Source organism: Neobacillus mesonae (assembly GCF_001636315.1).
GTDB classification, from domain to species: domain Bacteria; phylum Bacillota; class Bacilli; order Bacillales; family Cytobacillaceae; genus Neobacillus; species Neobacillus mesonae.
In genome coordinates, this window is sequence record NZ_KV440949.1 from 1513621 (window position 1) to 1533560 (window position 19940).

The window sequence follows — 19940 nt, forward strand, 5'->3', positions numbered from 1 at the left end:
GGCATTTTCATAAAAATAAAATGCCCCCGACCGCACCCGTAACGACTATCACCCATGGCGGCAGTTTCCAATATGCAAGCATACTAAAAAGAATAGCCGCAATAGCAAAGTCTATCGGTGCTAAAATGGAACTCGTCCATATCGGATTATAGAACGCCGCAATCAAAATGCCCACCACTGCTGCATTTACCCCGATTAACGCCCCTTTGATTTTCGGATTTTGCCTCATTGGGTTCCAAAAAGGCAATGTTCCTAATATAAGAAGGAAAGCCGGTAAAAAGACCGCAATCGTTGCGACAAGACCGCCCACCCATCCATTCGTCACTGCCCCAATGTACGCCGCAAACGTGAATAACGGCCCCGGTACGGCCTGCGCCGCACCGTATCCCGCAAGAAATTCTTCTTTCGTTAACAAACCTGTGGGTACAAATTCCCGTTCCAATAATGGCAGTACCACATGCCCGCCGCCAAACACCAATGAACCCGAGCGGTAGAAGCTATCAAATAATGCAAGCCAATAGGACGATGTGAATTCTTTTAAAATTGGAAGGAAAATTAGCAAGCTGAAAAATAATACTAAGCAAATGGCGGCAAACCGGTGTGAGATGGCAACTGAAATGTTACCTGATGGTTCTTCTTTGGTTTGTTTGAACAGAATCAAACCGGCAGCAGCAGCCAAGACAATAATTCCGACCTGTGTAAAAGCAGTCTGCCACAAGAGTGTAAGTGTTAGGGAAAATAGGGCAATCGCTTTCGTCGGTTTATCAGGTGTTAATTTTTGGGCCATTCCTGCGATAGCATGGGCAACGACTGCGACTGCGACAATTTTCAACCCATGAATCCAGCCTGCGTCATGAATGTTCAATCCTTTTAACAACAGTGCAAACAGGATTAAAGCAATGGCTGATGGTGCAGTGAAGCCAATGAATGCTAGAATTCCTCCAAGGAGACCGCCTCGTTGGACACCAATTCCGATACCAACCTGACTGCTCGCCGGGCCGGGTAAAAATTGACACAGCGCCACCAAATCGGCATAACTTTTTTCATCAAGCCATTTTTTCCGGCGGACATATTCTTCGTGGAAATATCCCAAATGGGCAACAGGCCCTCCAAATGATGTAAGCCCAAGTCTTGTTGAGACTAATAGAATTTCCAATAGCTTGTTTTGATTATTCTGTGGCAATCTTCATCTCCCCCTGTGTTAATTCTATATTTATACTTTAGTAGACTTTCACACAAAAGCCAATTAAAAGGGGGTAGAAAATCATTTTTCCCGCTGTTGAATTTTTAACGGAGTTACGGGGAGAATCAGGTGCTGTTATTGACCGTTTGGAGCTTTGGATGGAGAGGAGCGGGCAGAATCGATACTCGATTTTTACCTTTTAGGCCCTCGGGTGGGCGGTGGCGGGCAGAATCAACCCTTTATTTTTAACATTTGCTCCTCTTGAGGGTATCTTCGGGCAAAATCATGCCTGGTTTTTGACCGTTAAGACTCTTGGGTGGCGGTACCGGCAAAATCAACGCTTTATTTTTACCGTTGCACCATCTTTTTCAACCTACGCGGGCAATTGAACTCACCTATTTTTACAAATAACGCCACCCAACACACACCCAATGGGCGATAGAACTATCTCCGCCCGCTCTTCCCATTATCCCTCACTGCCCGATCCATCGGGGCCAGCCAAAAAGCCGCCAAAATCGAAATCACCACAACAAGAAACGGTGCATAAAAAATAAAGAAACTCTCCACAGACATCCCCCTCCCTACACATGATCATCACGATTGCCCTGCACGTACTCTTTGTTAAACAGAAACAGCCGCAACAATAAATACAATGACGGCACCAGAAGCCCAAGCCCAGCGATAAACGCAATCACCAAGGAAGTTGCCATCGCTTCATTCGTAAAGCTGTCATAAATAGTCAAGTACGGATACATTAAGTACGGATAGTGGGAGATGCCGTACGCCAAAAAGGCAAGCGCAAACTGCCCGGTCAACAGCACAAATGCCAAGCCATAGGCAATTCCCTTCCACAGCAAATACACCGTACCGGCAAACAAGAGCACCGATAGCGCAAACATCCACCACAAATCTACAAGCCGGTCATAATGTTCCGGGTTATGGGTCCGCATCTCCACAATGATGCCAGCTGCCGTGATAATCGCCGGAAGCGACCATCCAAGCGCATATTTTCGCAGCAGCTTCACAGCTCCCCAGTCTTTTGCTTTCCGCGAATACCATGTTAAAAACACCGCCGAAATATACAACACCGATGTCAAACTTAAAACGACGATACTCCACGATAACGGACTAGTAAACAACGTCCAGTAATCAAGCGCTGGTCCAAAATGCTCCATCGTGACAAAACCGCCTTCGGAAATCACCAGCACGATTGACAAGGAAGCCGGAATAAACAAACCAGTAAGTCCGTATAAAAGGGTATAACGGCGATGCTTCAAACCGCCATAGATGGTAAAGGCATAATAAGAACCTCGGATGGCCAGCAAAATAATCGCAATGCTTGCCGGCACAAGCAATGTCGAGCCGTAATAATAAGCGGTTTTTGGAAAAAAGCCAACAATCCCGACGAAGAAAAACACTAAAAAGACATTTGTTACTTCCCATACTGGGGACAAATATCGTTGAATCACCTTCGTCAAAATATGCTGCTTGCCCGTTAAGGTGCTGTAAGCGTTAAAGAACCCGGCACCAAAATCAATCGACGCTACCATGATATAGCCAAAAAGAAACACACCTAAGACAGTAATCCCAATTATTTCAAGATCCATTTTTGATCCCCTGCTTTCTCTGCCGCTCGGTCAGCCAATTCGCGTTCCACTGGATTCTTACGGAACATCCTCCATAACACTAGAACGCTGCCAATTCCTAGAATTAAATAGAGCCCGACAAAAAGCCAAAGCATCACATCCACTTGTCCACTGCTGGTGGCTGCCTCATGTGTCCGCATTATTCCCCTAAGAATCCATGGCTGCCTGCCAACTTCTGCAAGCCACCATCCAGCTTCAATGGCAATAATCGAGAGCGGGCCGCCAAGAACGATAAGCCAGCGGAACCACTTTGCCTCAATGAAACTCCATTTTAACCACATACCAAGCAAATAAAAGACGGACAGACCAACCATCCACATGCCTATCGTCACCATTACATCAAACAAATAGTGGATATAAAGAGGCGGTATATCCTCTTCCGGAAATTGATCTAATCCAATCACACTGGAGTATAAGCTGCTATGGGCCAAAAAGCTGAGAGCATATGGAATCTTGATCGCATATTTCACTTCGTCATTAGCGAGAACTCCATATAAAATCAGCGGCGCTCCTTCTCCTGTTTCAAAATGCCATTCAGCGGCGGCTAATTTTTCCGGCTGATATTCCGCTAAATACTTGCCAGAGAAATCTCCGATAATGGCCGTTGCAATGGAAAAAACAAAACCAAGCTTCATCGTTAAAAATAACGCCTTCTTATGATATGTATGGTTGGAGCCTTTTAACAAACGATAAGCCCCAATCGCGGCCAGAATAAAAGCGGAGGTCATATAGGCGGTCACCAACACATGGGCCACTTTGGTCGGCATGGCCGGATTAAACATTGCCACGAGCGGTCTAACATTCACGAGCTGCCCTTTCACCAAGTCAAAACCCTGCGGCGCATTCATAAAGGCATTGACAATTGTAATGAAAATAGCCGAAAAGGACGCCCCAAGTGCAACCGGAATTAACAGGAGCAAATGCCGTTTCGCATTTTTAAACCTGTCCCATGTATAGAGATAAATGCCTAAAAAAATCGCTTCGAAAAAGAAAGCGAATGTTTCCATGAATAAAGGCAGCGCAATCACATTTCCCGCCAGTTCCATAAAATTCGGCCATAACAACGAAAGCTGCAGACCAATCGCCGTACCTGTCACAACGCCAACCGCCACAGTTATCACAAAGCCGCGCGTCCAGCGTCTGGCTAATAAAATGTAGTGTTCATCCTGTTTTTTGATCCCCACCCATTGTGCAATCATAATCATCAGCGGCACGCCAACTCCAATGGTTGCATAAATGATATGAAAGGACAACGTCAATTCTGTTAAAACCCGGCTAAAAAATACAGCCTCTTCATTTCCCATCTCTCAATCACCTTTCTCTTATCCCGAAAAAATCCGTCCAATAATTGACAACCCCAATACAAATGCCACAATCAAGGTAAGCCAAATCAACCCTCGTTCTTGTTTTTTATAGATAGGAATTCCTCCTTTATGTTTCTTTTCCCCATTTCCCAATGTTGTACTCTCTTTTCTAGGTAAAAAGTTAACAGAATGGATAATTTATGCATCCCCAGCATTAAAACCCCTGCCAGCAGCTGGTCCCATTGTGAATGAAAACCACCAGGCAGAATGTGCAAGTTATCGAGACCAGAAACAGGCATACAAAGGGCCGCGGTCATTTGCGCCAAATATGGCGTGTTGCCACCACCCATCCAGGCATTTACGATGAAAAGCAAACAAGCCGGCATTAAGAATAACCCGCTGAGAAAAGCAAAGCGTTTCTTTTTGGCATTAGTATGATCAGGTACAGCGATGGGCATCCACATACGGAAAGCCAGGACCAGCAGTACTAATAAATAGCTACTTTGAATAGCTGGATGCTGCGACAGAAACGTTAAAACAGCTGAAACATGGTACAGCAAGAACAACACAGCAAAGACCGATAAAGCAGCCATCGGTTTTGGAAAAATATTAGCCACCCCAGCTGCGCTTATTTTTCGAAAAGAACGCACCGGAATACCCAATAAACAAAGCGGCGGAAAAATAAAAAAGAGAATGCTCATTTGGACCATGTGGGTGCTAAAGGTCAGATGGCTTAGAGCCGCCAAAGGACTGCCGATTGTTATATATAAAATGGCTAAACTGGTAAAAAACAATAGCGGATGACGTCCAAATATTTTTATATTCGTAAAATAGGTAACGAGAATCCCATATAGAAAGGCGACTAGCAGCAGACCCATTAACAGCGGTATATTCCAAGCTAATTGACCGCTAAGCAACAGTGTGTAATAAAACATGAATCTTCCCCCTCTGCCTTTAATCCCTTGGCCGCTGACCGCACGACTCATGCTTTATAAATCCACTAATTAACTAATATGACAAAAAACTGAATTTCAGAATAAAAAGCGCCCAGAAACGAATGTACGTCCCTGGGCGCTTTTGATGTTCCTATTTTTTAAACTGTAAATAATCAATCGACTCAGCATTCGCCTTTACATCTTTTTCAGTAAAAAGAATCGGTTTAAATTCCCAATTGGCATACATGTCAATTTGATCTGCATAATGCTGATGAACCGTTCCGTATTTACTGATAAAACCAATCTGGCCTGGAGGTGTGATGTTAAAGCCATGTGGACCTTTTTTGGTCATTTCCACATAGTGATTCTCACTTCCCCTATTCATCTCCGGAATTGGTTTATCAGAACCAAGCCCATGCGGGAATCCGATAAATGAACTACCGCCAAAGGCTGTTGTCCGTGCTTTGGTTAACCATTGGTCCATTTTCTCGCCTGTCTTATTTTCCAATTGACTGATTGTTTGATCAAGGCTATCAAGAATCAATTGGTCTCGGGATTCCCCGTTTAACCAATCATAGCCTACAGGTTTTTTTGCATCCTTCCCTTGGAAAGTTCGTAAACATACACCACAGCCATAAGCCTGGTCAATAATTGGCTTTAACTCGCCATAACTTTCACCAAGGTCCGCTTTAAATAAGTTTTCAACTACACGGGACCACCAAGCTTCGAAAATCGTAACAGCAGGGCTGTCGTAATTTCCATCCTTGTTCAAATCTTCATTAAGGTTGTTCCAGTCTTTCAAATAGTGATAAACTTCCTCATATTTTTGATTCTTATCGAGATTGTTCTTAAGCGCTTCTAATAAATATGGCTTAAACCATTTAGTTCGCAAATTAGCAAGACTTGCATGATAGTTAAAGTCATTGATTTTTTCTAAAGTGATATTATCAGCTTCTTTAGCTTGGTCGATGTATTGCTGGACCCTTTGATCCGCGGTCCATCTAAAGCTTTGCTCCCCATTACCCCAGTCTGGAGCGGGTTTATTATTCCAGTTGGCCACAAAACCAGCCTTAGGATTAATTACATGCGGGTTATTTTTAGGATCTAGGAAGCCTTTCCACTCATATTCACCGGTACCTGGAGTTGGCAGCCTGTCATCTACACGCTTATCGCGGTTAGGAATTTTTCCAACATGGAAATACGCGATATTTCCCCGTTTGTCAGCATAATGCCAGTTGAGTGACATTGTGTATTTCCTTGCTGCTTTCTCAAATTCATTCAAGTTATGGGCATAGTTTGATTCTAAATAGGCAGACCAGCTCTGTGCCTCTGTTCCGCGGAACGCCCATGCTTTACTATAAGCAGAATGACTATTTTCATCTAAATAAATGACAGGACCGTGCACGGTTTCGTAGAATACCTTTTCTAGCTTTTTCGATTTACCGTCTTCTGTACGAACAGCAAAGGTCTCAACCCGCTTTTTCATATCATGCCATTTACCTTTGTAAAAATATTGATGCGGGTTCGCTGGATTGAGCTTTTCCTTGAAAATATCAACGACATTTCCATAGCCTGCGGTAGCCGTAAAGCCAATATCTTTTGTTGCGCCAAACATAATGAACGGATAGCCGGTGAATGCAGAACCTTCAATGTCAATTTCCGGGGAGTGGAGTCCGACTTCATAAATGAAACCCGGTGCCGTCAGCCCTACCTGAGGTCCCCCAAACACCATGGCATTCCCGGATTTTGATTTCTTAGGACCAACTACCATCGCATTGCTTCCCACTTTTAACGGCAGACCTAGTTCATGTGAGTTGGCTTCGAAATCCTTCCGCTTCTTTACGAGATTAGCGGCAGCCTCCGTTACCTCTTTAGAAACTTGCGATACATTCCTTGAGTGCTTGGCCTGAACAGTTGTTTTCGCTTCCATAATGCTGGTTGGTGATGCCGGGTCATCAGCTGGAATAATATCGTTGAACATTTTTTCCGCCTTTTCAGCCCCATATTGTTTTGTTAGTTTCTCTAAAATCGCAGCGTTCTGAACTTCCTGTTCCTGATCCATAAAAACAGTCATCGACGACATGTACAATCTTAGTACATCAACATCTGTCCATTTTTCTGGAGTAACATGGTAATCATGAAACTCTTTCGATAATAAATGGTCTGGATCTTTTAATGCCTCATTTACATACTGAGTAATCCCTTCAGCGAAGTATTCCATTACTTTTTGCGAAAACGGATCCATTTTGGCTATCATGTTTTTTATTTCCCGATCGCTGTAACCGTCCCGGCGCATTTTCAAATCAAGGTCTAGGTACTTTTCCCCGAAAACTGAGGCTACCTTCCCCTCATTGCTGAGGCGAAACATCATTAGTTGAAATAAACGGTCTTGTGCCATCGTATATCCATAGGCACGATATAAGTCTTTTGTCGATTTTGCGTAAATATGTGGAACACCATATTGGTCTCTCACAATTTTCACGGCACTCTTGTTATTTGTAACACTTTTATGATTATTTGGTTGTTTTGCCATTGTCTTTGTTGTAGAAAAGACTAAGATAAAAACAGTAAAAATAACTAGAATCCGTTTACACATAAAATATCCTCCTATTCCTTCATGGCTAATGTTCAGCATGCCGATTTATTAAATAATGTGAATTTTATGTAACGTTACAAAACGTAGTATAGTTGAAATGTTATTAATAAGTAAAGAATATTCAGTTAGTTTATGAAAATCAGTCCTATCATCATGTGAAAATAACACTATAAAAAAAGGAGAGCTTTTCCATTTATTACTTTTATCTAGGACTACGGTTATGCGTTAACGCATGATAGCAGTGTCAGTAAGCTCTATCTTTAACGTGGTTGTTAACGAATTCGGTTATACCATAAATGTAATGAACAAGCTGTTGATTATCTTCAGATTTGGATCATATAATTTGTCTATCAAGAATCGTAAAGGAGTCCATAACAATGACCGAACGAGCAGCGGAAAAACGAGTAAATCGCACCAAACGACTGATTCGCGACACTCTTACAGAACTAATCGAGGAGAAGGGCTTTGAAGGAGTAACTATCCGCGATTTAACCGAGAGAGCCAAGATTAACCGCGGTACCTTTTATTTACATTACCGGGATAAATATGATTTATTGGAGCAAAGTGAAGACGAAGTCATTAAGGGGATTGTTCAGCTCGTACATGGAATCAGTCCTATAGAAGCGGTTGCCTATACCAGCCAGAATGAACCATTCCCAATTATTCAAAAGCTATTTGAATACTTTCAGGAAAACGCCAATTTCATGAAGGTGATCCTTGGACCAAAGGGAGATCCCGCATTTCAAGTTAAACTTAGAGAACTCATTACCGAAACGTTTCTAAACAAAATGGCAAAAGAAATCAACAGCGAAGCGATGATGGTTCCTGTGGAGTTTTTAACAACGTATGTCAGTGCCGCACATGTTGGTGTCATTCAACATTGGCTCGAAACTGGAATGGAAAAATCCCCTCGTGAAATGACTTTAATTTTAGCAAAAATGACGCTGCTGGGACCTGGGCACGTGGCAGGATTGAAAAAGTAATTCCTAAACAATGAACACTTTACTCATTATTGTTCATTGTAATTCATGTATCCGCATTTTAAGATAATGGTATAGAAATTCAACACGGTGTTCAGTGCCGTGGGTCAGGAGGAATTGCCTTGAATCCAACTATTTCAGTAGAGAAAGTGAACAAAAGCTATGGAAAAAGGTCTGTTTTAAACGATGTAAACTTGACAATTGAACTAGGACAATTATATGGCTTAATCGGTCCTTCCGGTGCCGGAAAAACGACTTTGGTCAAAATGATTGTTGGCATGGAAAAGGCAGACAGCGGGACAATTCAGGTGCTTGATGAAAAAATGCCGAATCTCGCCATCCTCCAGGAAATCGGCTATATGGCGCAATCCGATGCTCTTTATTTGGAGCTGACCGGTGAGGAGAATCTAAAGTTTTTTGCCTCCCTTTTTAAATTAAATAAAGAGGAGCAGCGTAAACGAATTGCTTATGCCGCAGGTTTAGTTAACTTAACCGCCGATTTAAAGAAACGAGTTGCCGCCTATTCCGGGGGCATGAAAAGGCGCCTTTCGCTCGCCATTGCCTTGATTCAAGACCCTAAGCTATTAATCTTGGATGAACCAACCGTTGGGATTGATCCAGAGTTAAAATTGTCGATATGGAGTGAGCTTTTGCGCCTCAAAAATGAAGAGGGCAAAACGATTATCGTTACCACCCATGTCATGGACGAGGCTGAAAGATGCGATGTTGTCGCGATGGTACGGGATGGACGAATAATAGCAAGTGGTACTCCCGATGAGTTAAAAGACTTGTATCATGTTGGAAGCTTGGATGAAGTATTTTTAAAAGCGGGAGTGAAGCAGCATGAGAATCTCGGCGTTAATTAAACGAATCCTTCGGCAATTGCTGCGAGATAAGCGAACCCTGGCGTTAATGTTTGTCGCACCATTATTGATTCTGACCTTGATGTACTTTTTATTTAATGGCAATACCGTTGATCCGAAATTGGGAGTAGTGGGGATTGAAGAGCAGCTTGTGGATGGCTTTAAAAAAGCGGATATTCAGGTAATAAATTTGGAGAAGGCCAAGCATGATTCGGTGATTGATCAAGATCTGGACGGTTTGCTCCAGCCAGATCCTGATTCCGGAAAAATGATTTTAACGCTGCGTAACGATGACACAAGTAAGGCAAAGGCTTTGCAAATGAAGGTGAATCAAGTATCTGCGGCGCAAATGCAAAAAAAATTAATCCAGCAGAATCCGACAGCGGCTGGGATGGCAGCGGAACAGATTGACACAAAATACGTTTACGGTAATAAAAACACCGTCTTTTTTGATGTGCTAAGTCCAATATTAGTTGGCTACTTTGTCTTCTTTTTCGTCTTTATTATTTCGGGAATTGGGCTTTTGCGTGAGCGGACAACTGGAACGTTGGAGCGGCTGATGTCAACACCAATCCGCAGATGGGAAATCGTCACCGCTTATTTGACCGGCTACGGAATCTTCGCTGTCATTCAGACGGTGATCGTCGTACTTTATGCCATTAATGTACTAGACATCGTCTTGGCTGGCTCGATTTTTCATGTTATCCTGATAAACCTGCTGTTGGCGCTAGTTGCCCTTTCTTTAGGAATTTTATTATCGTCGTTTGCCGCTTCGGAATTTCAAATGATACAATTTATACCGGTTGTCGTAATTCCGCAAGTATTTTTCGCTGGGATTTTTCCGCTGGACGGAATGGCTGACTGGCTTCAGGGGATTGCCAAAATAATGCCGATGTATTATGCGGGCGATGCTTTAAAATCAGTTATGTATAAAGGCATGAGGCTAAGTGACATTAGCACTGATCTGATCGCCTTGGTAATCTTTGCTGTGATCTTTATCCTATTAAATATCTTTGCATTAAAGAAATACAGGACACTATAAACGAAGTTATAAAAGACTCCCATCACGGGAGTCTTATTGATGTATCCAAATTAAGTATAAACGGAACTTCTACTCATTCTCTCGATTCTCGGCACGGTCCATTGATCCATCGGCGCCTTCGCCCGCCTTATTGCCAAGTGCACCGCCAGCAATGGCCCCCGCAACAGTGCCAAGCGGGCCCAAAACAGAGCCTACTGCAGCACCAGCAGCAGCACCGGCACCAGTGCCCAGTGCTTCACCAGCATCGATATCATCGCGATTTCGTTTGTTGTCAGCCAATTATTTCACCCCCTAGTTTGGGATGTGCTGCTATTTTCTTTCACATCCCTAAGAAATAGGTTGCTCAATATATTGTTTTTCATTACAAACAAAACCGGGCAGCTTATTCATTCATAGCCCTTTTGTCTAAAAAATATCTTTCAAAGCAAGGTCCACAGAATGAGACTTGAGGAAGAACCTAGAATAGTTCGGGTTCTCACTTGCTTCCTTTGTAAGGACCGCATGTAAAATAATATCAGCATAAATATCAGCAATCTCCGGAATCGTGTAACGCCCATTGGTTTTATACCACTTACAAATCCAGTTAACCGCGCCGAAAATAGCCATCGAAATAATTGGTATTGGCAGTTCTTCTCGGAACTCACCGCAATCGATTCCATCCTGAATGACCCTGAACATTAAATCTTTATATTGGTCCCTCTTCACCTTAATTTCCGTAAAATATTCAGGAGCAAGATAGGAATATTCCTGGTAGAATACAGTAACTTGAGATTTATAAAGATCAAGCACCATAACAAAGGATTTGATAATTCCATGCAGCCTCTCTGTTGGCGTATTCCATTGCTTATATGCTTTCTTTCCTTCTTCTAATATGTAGGAAATAAATTGATCATGAATCACATAAAGAAGCTCATCCTTTGACTTGAAATTATGATAAAATCCTCCCTTAGAAGTATTGCTTTCTTTTACAATCTGATCAACCGTTACCTTGTGGTAGCCCCGAGCTTCAAACAAACGGAGCGATGTCTCAATAATACGTTCTCTTAATGATGATGATTTGTCAGCCATATAATATTCACCCTATTATATTTTAGCACCACTTTCTGAAAAGTGGTAATATTCTTCAACGCAGAAATTTCTTAATTAGACCAAAATAAAAAACAAAAGAAGCCAATGCTTCTCAAAAAATCTGCGCACAGCCTTTGAAACCCTTGGTTAAGCTGGGAGAGCTCCTCCTTCTTCGTTTAACTTGACGGAATATTCTGTAAAACAGTGCTTTTAGCTCATTAATTTTCATTTGATTAAAGGTATACTAGTTCTGATTGGTTCATATGTATCACATGTTACTGTTGCGAACAGGCATGGTGGTAAGTAAAAGGAATTCACAACCTTTTATTTCCCCATGCCTTTTTATTTTTTATGAAAAGGAGGAGAAAGAGTTTCAACGTTTTACTGCTGTGATAATTGTCTTATCATTATTTGAAAAAGGGAGGAGAGAATTTGAATTGATAATTTATGATTCTTTCCTTTCTAAGAAATCATTTAAGAGGAGGATATCGTTTTGAAAAGTTTGTCACGAAGTTTATTTGGAAGATCGATTAGTGTGCTGCTTACTATTCTATTAATTCTACCATCGTTTTTGACAGGACTATCGCTGGAAGCTAAAGCAGTCACGGAGCCAATCTACACTGCATCAGGATCTGAAACCGCAGCATTTGGTCCGGAAAAAGCTTTTGACGGACATTATAATCGGTTTACGAATAAGGATTCCAGATGGGCTAGCACAGTAGGATTGGCCTCAAAGGAAAATCCTAAATGGCTTCAAGTTGAGTATCCCGAAGCAAAAACAATTCAAGGATTTAAAATCCATTGGGAAAGAAAAAATGTAAATACATACTCCATCCAGGTGTCCAATGATGGTGTAAACTTTAAAAATGTGTATCACTCTACGGAAAGTAAAAATCAATGGATAGAAACCATTAAGCTGGCTAATGCCGAAACAGCTAAAATAGTAAGATTAGTCATCACAGATTTTGTATCTAATTCCCCTAATGTAGAAAAAGATGTGGATTGGGCTGCTGTCTCCGTGTATGAGTTTGAAGTTTTAGAAAGCTTAAATTCAGTTGTGGCCGAAACCGGTAATGCTGCGGTTGGGAAAACCGCGTCTGCTTCAAATACAGAAGCGGGAACAAACTTTGTCCCCGGTAATACTGTAGATGGAGACTGGAATACACGTTGGTCCACCGATAAAGGTAACAATGTTCCAAGAACGTTGACAATTGATCTCGAAGCCCTAACGCAAGTTCAGTCAGTCATAATTAACTGGGAACGAACAAATATTATTGCCTTTAACATGACCTATTCAGAGGATGGAACGCAATATTTTCCATTCTATCGTCAGACACAAAAGTCTGACATTCAACGCCAAATACTAAACATTCCAAGCCCTGTGAATGCCAGATATTTAAAACTAGAAATCACCCAATATGATGGCGGCACAATAAACTGGCAGAATGTTGGCATTAATGAAGTGGAAGTGTACTCCACCAAAAATAATGAAGCACCGGCAGAAATCACTTCACTAGAACAAATCACCTCCCTAACGGTAAATGAAGAAAAAGGAAAACTCAACATTCCAAAAGCGGCAAATGGAGAAATTGCTGTTGTGGGAAGCAACGCTTTACCTGTCATTAGCTTAGAAGGAAATGTAGTTACTCCATTAACAGATAAAACTGTTAAAGTAACCCTGAAGTTAACAAAAAAAGATAAAAGTACCGAGTCAAAGGAATTTAATGTTTCTGTAGACGGAACTTATAAAGATGAGGGGAAAAATGAAAAACCAATCGTCATCCCTGCCCTTCAAGAATGGTATGGTTTGGAGGGAACAAAAACAGTTGATGATTCAACTGCATTAGTGGTAAAGGATCCTGCTTTCCAAAAGGCTGCTAAAATTCTCCAACAGGATTTAAACGATCTAGAGGGACTTAATCTTTCGATTGGGGCAAAAGACACCAATGCGATTATTTTTAAAAAGGATGCAGCAGGTGTTTACGGTAAAGAAGGCTATGGGATTGAAATTCAGAATAACAATATTGTCGTGACAGCGGAAGAGTATACGGGGGCTTTCTATGCAACCAGGACCCTGCACCAACTTTTGAAGCAAAGCGATTCGAATGCAATTTCAAATGGGTTAATTCGCGATTATCCGAAGTATAAACTCCGCGGGTTCATGTTGGATGTCGGCCGTAAATTTACTGATCTTGATTATCTATATGATTATGTAAAGAACATGAGCTACTATAAATTGAATGACTTCCAAATTCATTTAAATGACAATGAATTAGAAATGCATTTATATGACACGATTGAAGATGCCATTAAAAATGCTTATGCCGGATTCAGATTGGAGTCCAGCATAGTTGGAGAAAATGGGGTTCCATTAACATCTCAAGATGGTTATTATACGAAGCGGGAATTTAATCAATTCATTTCGGATGCCGAGAATTATGGAGTGGATATTGTCCCAGAGTTTGATACACCGGGACATGCCTTATCTATGGTTAAGGTAAGGCCCGATCTTTACTATAAGGGTCAAATTGTAAACGGCAAACAACCTGAAGAAGCAGCAGCAATGCTTGATTTATCACATCCGGATACATTGCCGTTTATTAAATCCATATATAATGAGTACTTGGATGGTGAAAATCCAGTATTTAAAAACGCTCCTATCCATATTGGAAGTGATGAGTATTATGGAGGTGCAGAAGCATATCGTGCATATGTCGATAATATGTTGAAATTCGTTCGTGACGAAAAGCAACGAACTGTACGCCTGTGGGGAAGCCTTTCGAATAAAAGCGGCTCTGCACCAGTTACGTCTAAAGATGTACAATTGCAGGTTTGGAATACAGGGTGGGCTAATCCTCAACAAATGCTCAATCAAGGATTTAATATCATTAATATTGATGACGGCCAAGTTTATATGGTGCCGAGAGCGGGTTACTATAGAGATCGCTTAAATCCGCAAACCATTTACAATAGCTATCAGCCAAATAAGTTTTCTAATGGGACAGTTGTCAATGAATCGAACCCGCAATTTTTAGGTGGTATGTTCGCTTTATGGAATGACAAGGTTGGAAAACTTGAAAACGGAATTACTCCCTATGACATGTTTGACCGTGTGTTTGAGGCAATTCCTGCAATTGCTCAAAAGAATTGGGGAAGCGATACGACACATGTTCCTTACACAAAGTTCAATGAGGCAGCGAAGAAGACAGGGTTTGCTCCAAATACGAATCCAAAATTTGATGTGAAGACAGTTGGTTCAACTGTTATCGATTATGATTTTACTAAAGGTGACAAGGACAATAGTAAAAATGGCTATGACATTGTAGAAAAAGTTAATGCAAGTTTACCAGCTGAACTAGGCCTTCAATTAAATACCGGAAAGAGCTATGCACAAACGGGTTTAACCAATCTAGGACCTAATGCTGTTATGAATGTCACCCTGACATTAAAGGATACGAACGGTCCACAAATATTGGCAGAAGAGAGCCATGCTGGAACGAATAAAACCAATGCAACCATTTATGCCGTAAATAAAGATGGCTATGTAGGTTACGATTATGCAAACCGATCCTATTCCTTCGATTACAAGTTAGTTAGTGGTAAAAGAACAACGCTCACATTTGTAACAGAATTTGAGAAAACTAGATTATTTGTGAATGGTGAAGAAATACCACTAACAACCGAAACAAGTATGCCTTACAATACGCTGGTATTACCGCTTGAAAGAATTGGCAGTGCAACTGATTCTGTTCGTGGTATCATTTCTTCCTTTCATGTAGAAAAAGGAAAATTTGTAGACCCAACAAGAATTGACACTAAAACAATGAAAATTACCGCCACAAGTGAAGAAACATCCCAGGGGGACACGAATGTTGAAGGGCCGATTAAGCTTGCGTTTGATGGAAATGTAAACACGTTTTGGCACTCCAAGTGGAGCAAAAATCCGCCGCTCCCTTATGAAGTAAACATAGAGCTCGCTGAAAAAACTAAACTTGGCAAATTTGTCTATACTCCTAGACAAAGCGGCGACAACGGACGCATATTAAAATATCGTCTACAGGTCAGTACTGACGGGGAAACCTATGAAGAAGCGGCTTCTGGTACTTGGAGCAGCAATCCGTCCGTTCGAACCATTAATTTGAATGGGGTTAAAACACAATTTGTCCGACTTATTATTGAAGATGGCGTTGGCGGATTTGCAAGTGCGGCTGAATTCTCATTGCATTCTAAGGTCCAAGCCCCGCAAGTGACGATAGACGGCTTAGATGAAGAACTAAAAATAGCCTTTAATCTAGGGCTGATCACCAACAAAGGCATTCTTAACAGCCTGCTCGCCAAGGTTGACCAGCTTCAAAAAGCTTCTGGAGACGAAAAACAATTCCAAAACGGATTGACAGCCCTGGTAAACGAAATTCAGGCTCAATCTGGCAAGCATCTTGACAAAAACTACGCTGCCCTATTGCTCGAGATCATTGCTGAATTAAAGTGATGGTGGAGAGCGTTCATAGAACCGTCAAAAAGTATGATTGAAAGACATTTTTTATGATTTCTGGGGCGGATGTGTCCTTCATCGCGATTATGAAGGACACTCCGCCCAAACTTTAAGATGGATTAGTCCTTCATCGGGGGAATGAAGGACATTACTTTTAGTACCTGCTAAAGATTATATCCAATTTGCATTTTCATATTTATTAAAAAAAGCAGCACACTAGATATAACCTGTTATACTTCTTGTTCTAAAGGCTTTAGTATTTTTATTGGGGAATTAATGATCATAATTACTGACAAAAAAAACAGCGAGAGAATTACTTCTCTCGCATAATATTATTTAGACCCCATTCAAACATGAAAAACACTTTCATTGAATGATGGAATGGTTCAAGAAAATTTTTTAAAATTTTGTTCCGTTTATTTATGAACGTTTTCCGTTAAATTATGAAAAATAAATTCGGACTTTTTTGGTAGAAATCCAGGATTTATTGAACGAAATCCGCTCTTTTTTGGTGTTTTACATACAGTCAGGCACCCTTTTCATATTTCCGCTCATCCAGGACGAAGAGAATACCGAGTTCGTGGTGGTCGCCTTCGAATAGGGCGCGTTGAACGAAGCGGATTTCGCCATTTGTGTCGAGGACATCTAGTTTGCAGTGGGCGCGATTTTTCTGCAATGCCTCGTAGAATGTGTTTTCATCCCGAATCGCTGACCCATTGATTTTTGTGATAATTTCGCCAACCTTCAGCTCCATTTTTTCAGCAGGGGATTCCGGAATTATTCCAATAATCATTAAGCCGTTATTCTTTTTCGAAAAGTAAAACGGACGATTATCATCCTTTAAGTAGGCAATTAACGCTAACGATTCACGGCCGATTAAGGCAAGTGCCGCAACAATAATCGACACTAGCGGGTGCCAATAACCTGCAACCGCCAGGAGGGTAATCAACACACCCAATGTTGTCACCTGCCGCCCGTAACGTTCAATTGCTGCCTTTGGCAATGTTCCTTTAATTTGCTGATAAAAACTTATCGCAAAGGGTACAAAAATCAACGAATACTCTGTTGCTCCTAAATGGAAGACCGGCCACCAATCAAAAGGCAGCTGAAGGGCTGTGCCCGGAACCAGCAAAAACAGCGGAACCATCCAGAGGCGTTTGACCTCATGGACCCCAATAACTTGTCCGCGTTTACTTTTTGCCAGTTTTGGAGACGTGCCTTTATATCCGTTTTTCAAAATCAGAATCCCTTCGGCAACAATTAATAGGCCAAGGACAATAACGATTGAAGGATAAACCATATCGTTAATAGATTCAAATGCTTTTGTGAAAAAAGGAACTGACCAGTTATTTTGCGAAAATAACACGATGGCAAAAAAGGCAGCCCCGACTGTATACGCCGGCGACATCCAGCGAATATTGGTCGTAAGTGATAATAGAATCGTAAAGCCAGCAATAAGAACGACCGCAGCAAAAGGAACAGCTATACCTGCCGCAATAATAATGATGGAAAACACCAGACCGATTATTAGCCCTTGGGGAAAGAGTTGTCTTAGTTCGAAATAAGCATCTTGCGCCCTAACATGAAAGTTCTCCCGCTCACGTTTTACTCTCATTACCCCTAAAATTCCTGATAAAAATACAAGATAGTATAAAACAGGATGAAGAAATAACTTGCCTGTTCCCTTCAGAAGCTCCACAAGCCATATTTGCACCATACCTGCCACCTGCCTCTATTAAAAAATATCTAACTTAATATGAAATAGACTCTTACCCTTTATTTTACCAAATTACAACTATAAAACATATTGCTAGTTATAGAAATAGATAAATTATCATAGATTTTATTTTTTGTTGAGTTTTTCAATAGGGAATTTCGCGGGTTTTCAGAGAATTTTCGCGTACTTTCGGATTTATTTCGTGGAAATTTGCAAGGATTTCGCGGAATATCTAATTAATTTCGCGAAATGACTTTTGATAGACCTATTTGTATCCATTTCGTAAGCTATTCCGCGGTTTCTTCAATAATTCCGCCGAATTATTGGTTTATTCCGCCGTTTCTCGTACTATTTCCGCGGAAATTGTCTTGAATTCCGCGAAAAATGACAATGAATCCGCCAAACCGCAACACCCCCTCCGACAATCAAAAAAAGCAGTGAACCTCACCACATGAAGTTCGCTGCTTCCCTAAAATTATTTAACAATTAGCCTCAAAGCCGTTTGCAGCTGCATATCATTTTTCTGCTTTTTCATTTCCGCCACAACCGCTTCCTCTAATTTGGAGGCTGTCACTTCATCAATTTCCCCGGTTGCCGGCAAATCATTATATTGCTGGAACCCTTTTACCGCAGTCGTTGTTTCTGAATTGAAATATCCGTCTTTGCGTCCAGGTGCAAATCCTAAGCCGGCGAGGATTTCTTGGGCGTTTTTGACTTGCTCGTTGTTCATATCCTCCGTGAGCGGCTCTTCAATTTGAAGCGGGTGGGTTGAAAATATGGCAGGCTGTGCTATCTCAACATCTGGCTTGATTCCTTTTTTGTGAATCCAATTGCCGTCTGGCGTTAACCACTTGTATAAGGTTAATTTCACATTACTGCCGTCTTCCATTTCCAAAGCCTGCTGAACGGTCCCTTTGCCGAATGTAGTTTCCCCCACAATCTTATATCCTGCTGCTTCCTGAAGTGCCCCGGCTAAAATTTCAGAGGCAGAAGCGCTTCCTTTGTTTGCCAACACAAGAATTGGATAGTCCTTCTTTTCCGAAATGGTTGAGAAGAATCGGCGCTTTTCACCTGTGCGTTCCTGAATCTGCACATATGGTTTATCCTTTGGCACGAGCTCTTTTAATATCTCTTCAACACTGATTAACAATCCCCCGGGGTTGCCGCGAACATCTATGATCAGCCCTTTAATATCATCATTTTCCAGCGCCTTTAATTCTTTTTTAAAATCAGCAGCTGTATTCTCAGAAAATGAAGTAACCTCCAAATAGCCGATTTTTTTACCATCTTGCATTTTCACATCACTGTGGACAGTCTCAAGCGGAATTTCATCGCGCTTTACTTTTATTTCAAGCGGATCCTTCAGTCCTTTTCGGGCAATTTCTAATTTGACGAATGTCCCTTTCTTTCCACGGATTTTCATTGTCGCTTTATTAAGATCTAGACCTTCAACACTTTTTCCATCCACTTTTAAAATTTGATCATTTGGTTTGATACCAGACTTTTCTGCTGGTGAGTTTTTAAACGGCGAGATAATGACAATTTTTCCATCAACCATACCGACCTCAGCCCCAATCCCTTCAAATGAGGATTCTAAGGTTTGGGTAAATTGTTTGCTCGTTTCCTTGTCCATATAAACAGAATATGGATCCTTTAAAACGGAAAGCATCCCTTGAATGGCACCTTCCACCAGCTTTTGCTCGTCAACCTTTTCCACATAACGTTTAAGAATCAAGTCATATGCCTGTTCAACCTTATCAAGATTGTCTCCAGAAGCACCATCAGATGTTACGGTAATGCTTTTAGGATTCATCGCCTCTTCCAGCTCTGAGCTTTTATTGTCTAAAAGCTGCATTCCGGCGTACGTTCCACCGGCGCCTGCCAAAAGGGAGATTGTCATTAATAGGGCTATTCCTTTTCGATTCATCGAAACCCTCCTTGTAAAAAAACATGTCTATTCTTTTAATTAAAAACTACATCGATCCAATGCCCGAATAGTAATAGTTATGTAAAGAATGGACGAGTTATGAGTTTTTCTGATGAATCGAATAAGCGAACTTCGCAAAAAGTGAAAGCTATCAACAGATCGTATGCAAAAAAAAGAGCGAAGCATC

General features: G+C 41.4%; 14 protein-coding genes. 4 read left to right on the forward strand and 10 right to left on the reverse strand.

The genetic code is table 11. The features are described from left to right. Positions 1-7: 7 nt before the first annotated feature. The 6 genes from A6749_RS07610 to A6749_RS07630 all read right to left on the reverse strand — a co-directional run bounded on the left by A6749_RS07610 (position 8) and on the right by A6749_RS07630 (position 7664). Positions 8-1183: a chromate transporter gene (locus A6749_RS07610; protein WP_066387390.1), complete on the reverse strand. Its 1176-nt coding sequence runs from the start codon at positions 1181-1183 to the stop codon at positions 8-10. Between the two features lie 444 nt (positions 1184-1627). Further along, complete coding sequence (cydS, locus tag A6749_RS29135; RefSeq protein WP_269085736.1) at positions 1628-1750, reverse strand: cytochrome bd oxidase small subunit CydS family protein; 123 nt, start codon at positions 1748-1750, stop codon at positions 1628-1630. A gap of 14 nt (positions 1751-1764) precedes the next feature. Then, entirely contained in the window at positions 1765-2790 is a 1026-nt protein-coding gene (locus A6749_RS07615; protein ID WP_066387393.1) for a cytochrome d ubiquinol oxidase subunit II, read from the reverse strand. After that, entirely contained in the window at positions 2775-4133 is a 1359-nt protein-coding gene (locus A6749_RS07620; RefSeq protein ID WP_066387395.1) for a cytochrome ubiquinol oxidase subunit I, read from the reverse strand. Before A6749_RS07620 ends, A6749_RS07615 begins: the two co-directional genes overlap by 16 nt. An 86-nt stretch (positions 4134-4219) precedes the next feature. After that, a complete protein-coding gene (locus A6749_RS07625) occupies positions 4220-5068 on the reverse strand; it encodes a cytochrome c oxidase assembly protein (protein ID WP_066387397.1) in 849 nt (282 codons plus the stop codon). A 151-nt stretch (positions 5069-5219) separates the two neighbouring features. Then, a complete protein-coding gene (locus A6749_RS07630; protein ID WP_066387399.1) occupies positions 5220-7664 on the reverse strand; it encodes a penicillin acylase family protein in 2445 nt (814 codons plus the stop codon). Between the two features lie 377 nt (positions 7665-8041). On the opposite strand from A6749_RS07630, the gene A6749_RS07635 reads away from it, so the two are divergent. The 3 genes from A6749_RS07635 to A6749_RS07645 all read left to right on the forward strand — a co-directional run bounded on the left by A6749_RS07635 (position 8042) and on the right by A6749_RS07645 (position 10549). After that, on the forward strand, positions 8042-8647 hold the full coding sequence (locus tag A6749_RS07635; protein ID WP_066387409.1) for a TetR/AcrR family transcriptional regulator: 606 nt from the start codon (positions 8042-8044) through the stop codon (positions 8645-8647). 119 nt (positions 8648-8766) lie between these two features. Next, complete coding sequence (locus tag A6749_RS07640; protein WP_066387411.1) at positions 8767-9510, forward strand: ABC transporter ATP-binding protein; 744 nt, start codon at positions 8767-8769, stop codon at positions 9508-9510. Beyond that, positions 9488-10549 (forward strand): ABC transporter permease, encoded by a 1062-nt coding sequence (locus tag A6749_RS07645; protein WP_066387413.1) that lies wholly within the window; start codon positions 9488-9490, stop codon positions 10547-10549. Before A6749_RS07640 ends, A6749_RS07645 begins: the two co-directional genes overlap by 23 nt. Positions 10550-10618: 69 nt before the next feature. On the opposite strand, the gene A6749_RS07650 is transcribed toward A6749_RS07645, so the two are convergent. Together A6749_RS07650 and A6749_RS07655 are read right to left on the reverse strand one after the other, a co-directional pair. Continuing rightward, positions 10619-10828, reverse strand: coding sequence for a hypothetical protein (locus A6749_RS07650; protein ID WP_066387420.1), 210 nt, complete (start codon positions 10826-10828; stop codon positions 10619-10621). Between the two features lie 126 nt (positions 10829-10954). Then, entirely contained in the window at positions 10955-11617 is a 663-nt protein-coding gene (locus A6749_RS07655) for a TetR/AcrR family transcriptional regulator (RefSeq protein WP_066387424.1), read from the reverse strand. Positions 11618-12110: 493 nt separating this feature from the next. Here A6749_RS07655 and A6749_RS07660 point away from each other — a divergent pair, with 493 nt between their 5' ends. Further along, positions 12111-16106: a discoidin domain-containing protein gene (locus tag A6749_RS07660; RefSeq protein WP_066387432.1), complete on the forward strand. Its 3996-nt coding sequence runs from the start codon at positions 12111-12113 to the stop codon at positions 16104-16106. 529 nt (positions 16107-16635) lie between these two features. Here the strand turns inward: A6749_RS07660 and A6749_RS07665 are convergent. Continuing rightward, complete coding sequence (locus tag A6749_RS07665) at positions 16636-17826, reverse strand: PDZ domain-containing protein (RefSeq protein WP_066387434.1); 1191 nt, start codon at positions 17824-17826, stop codon at positions 16636-16638. Positions 17827-18301: 475 nt separating this feature from the next. Beyond that, entirely contained in the window at positions 18302-19753 is a 1452-nt protein-coding gene (locus tag A6749_RS07670; RefSeq protein ID WP_066387437.1) for a S41 family peptidase, read from the reverse strand. Positions 19754-19940 lie beyond the last annotated feature (187 nt).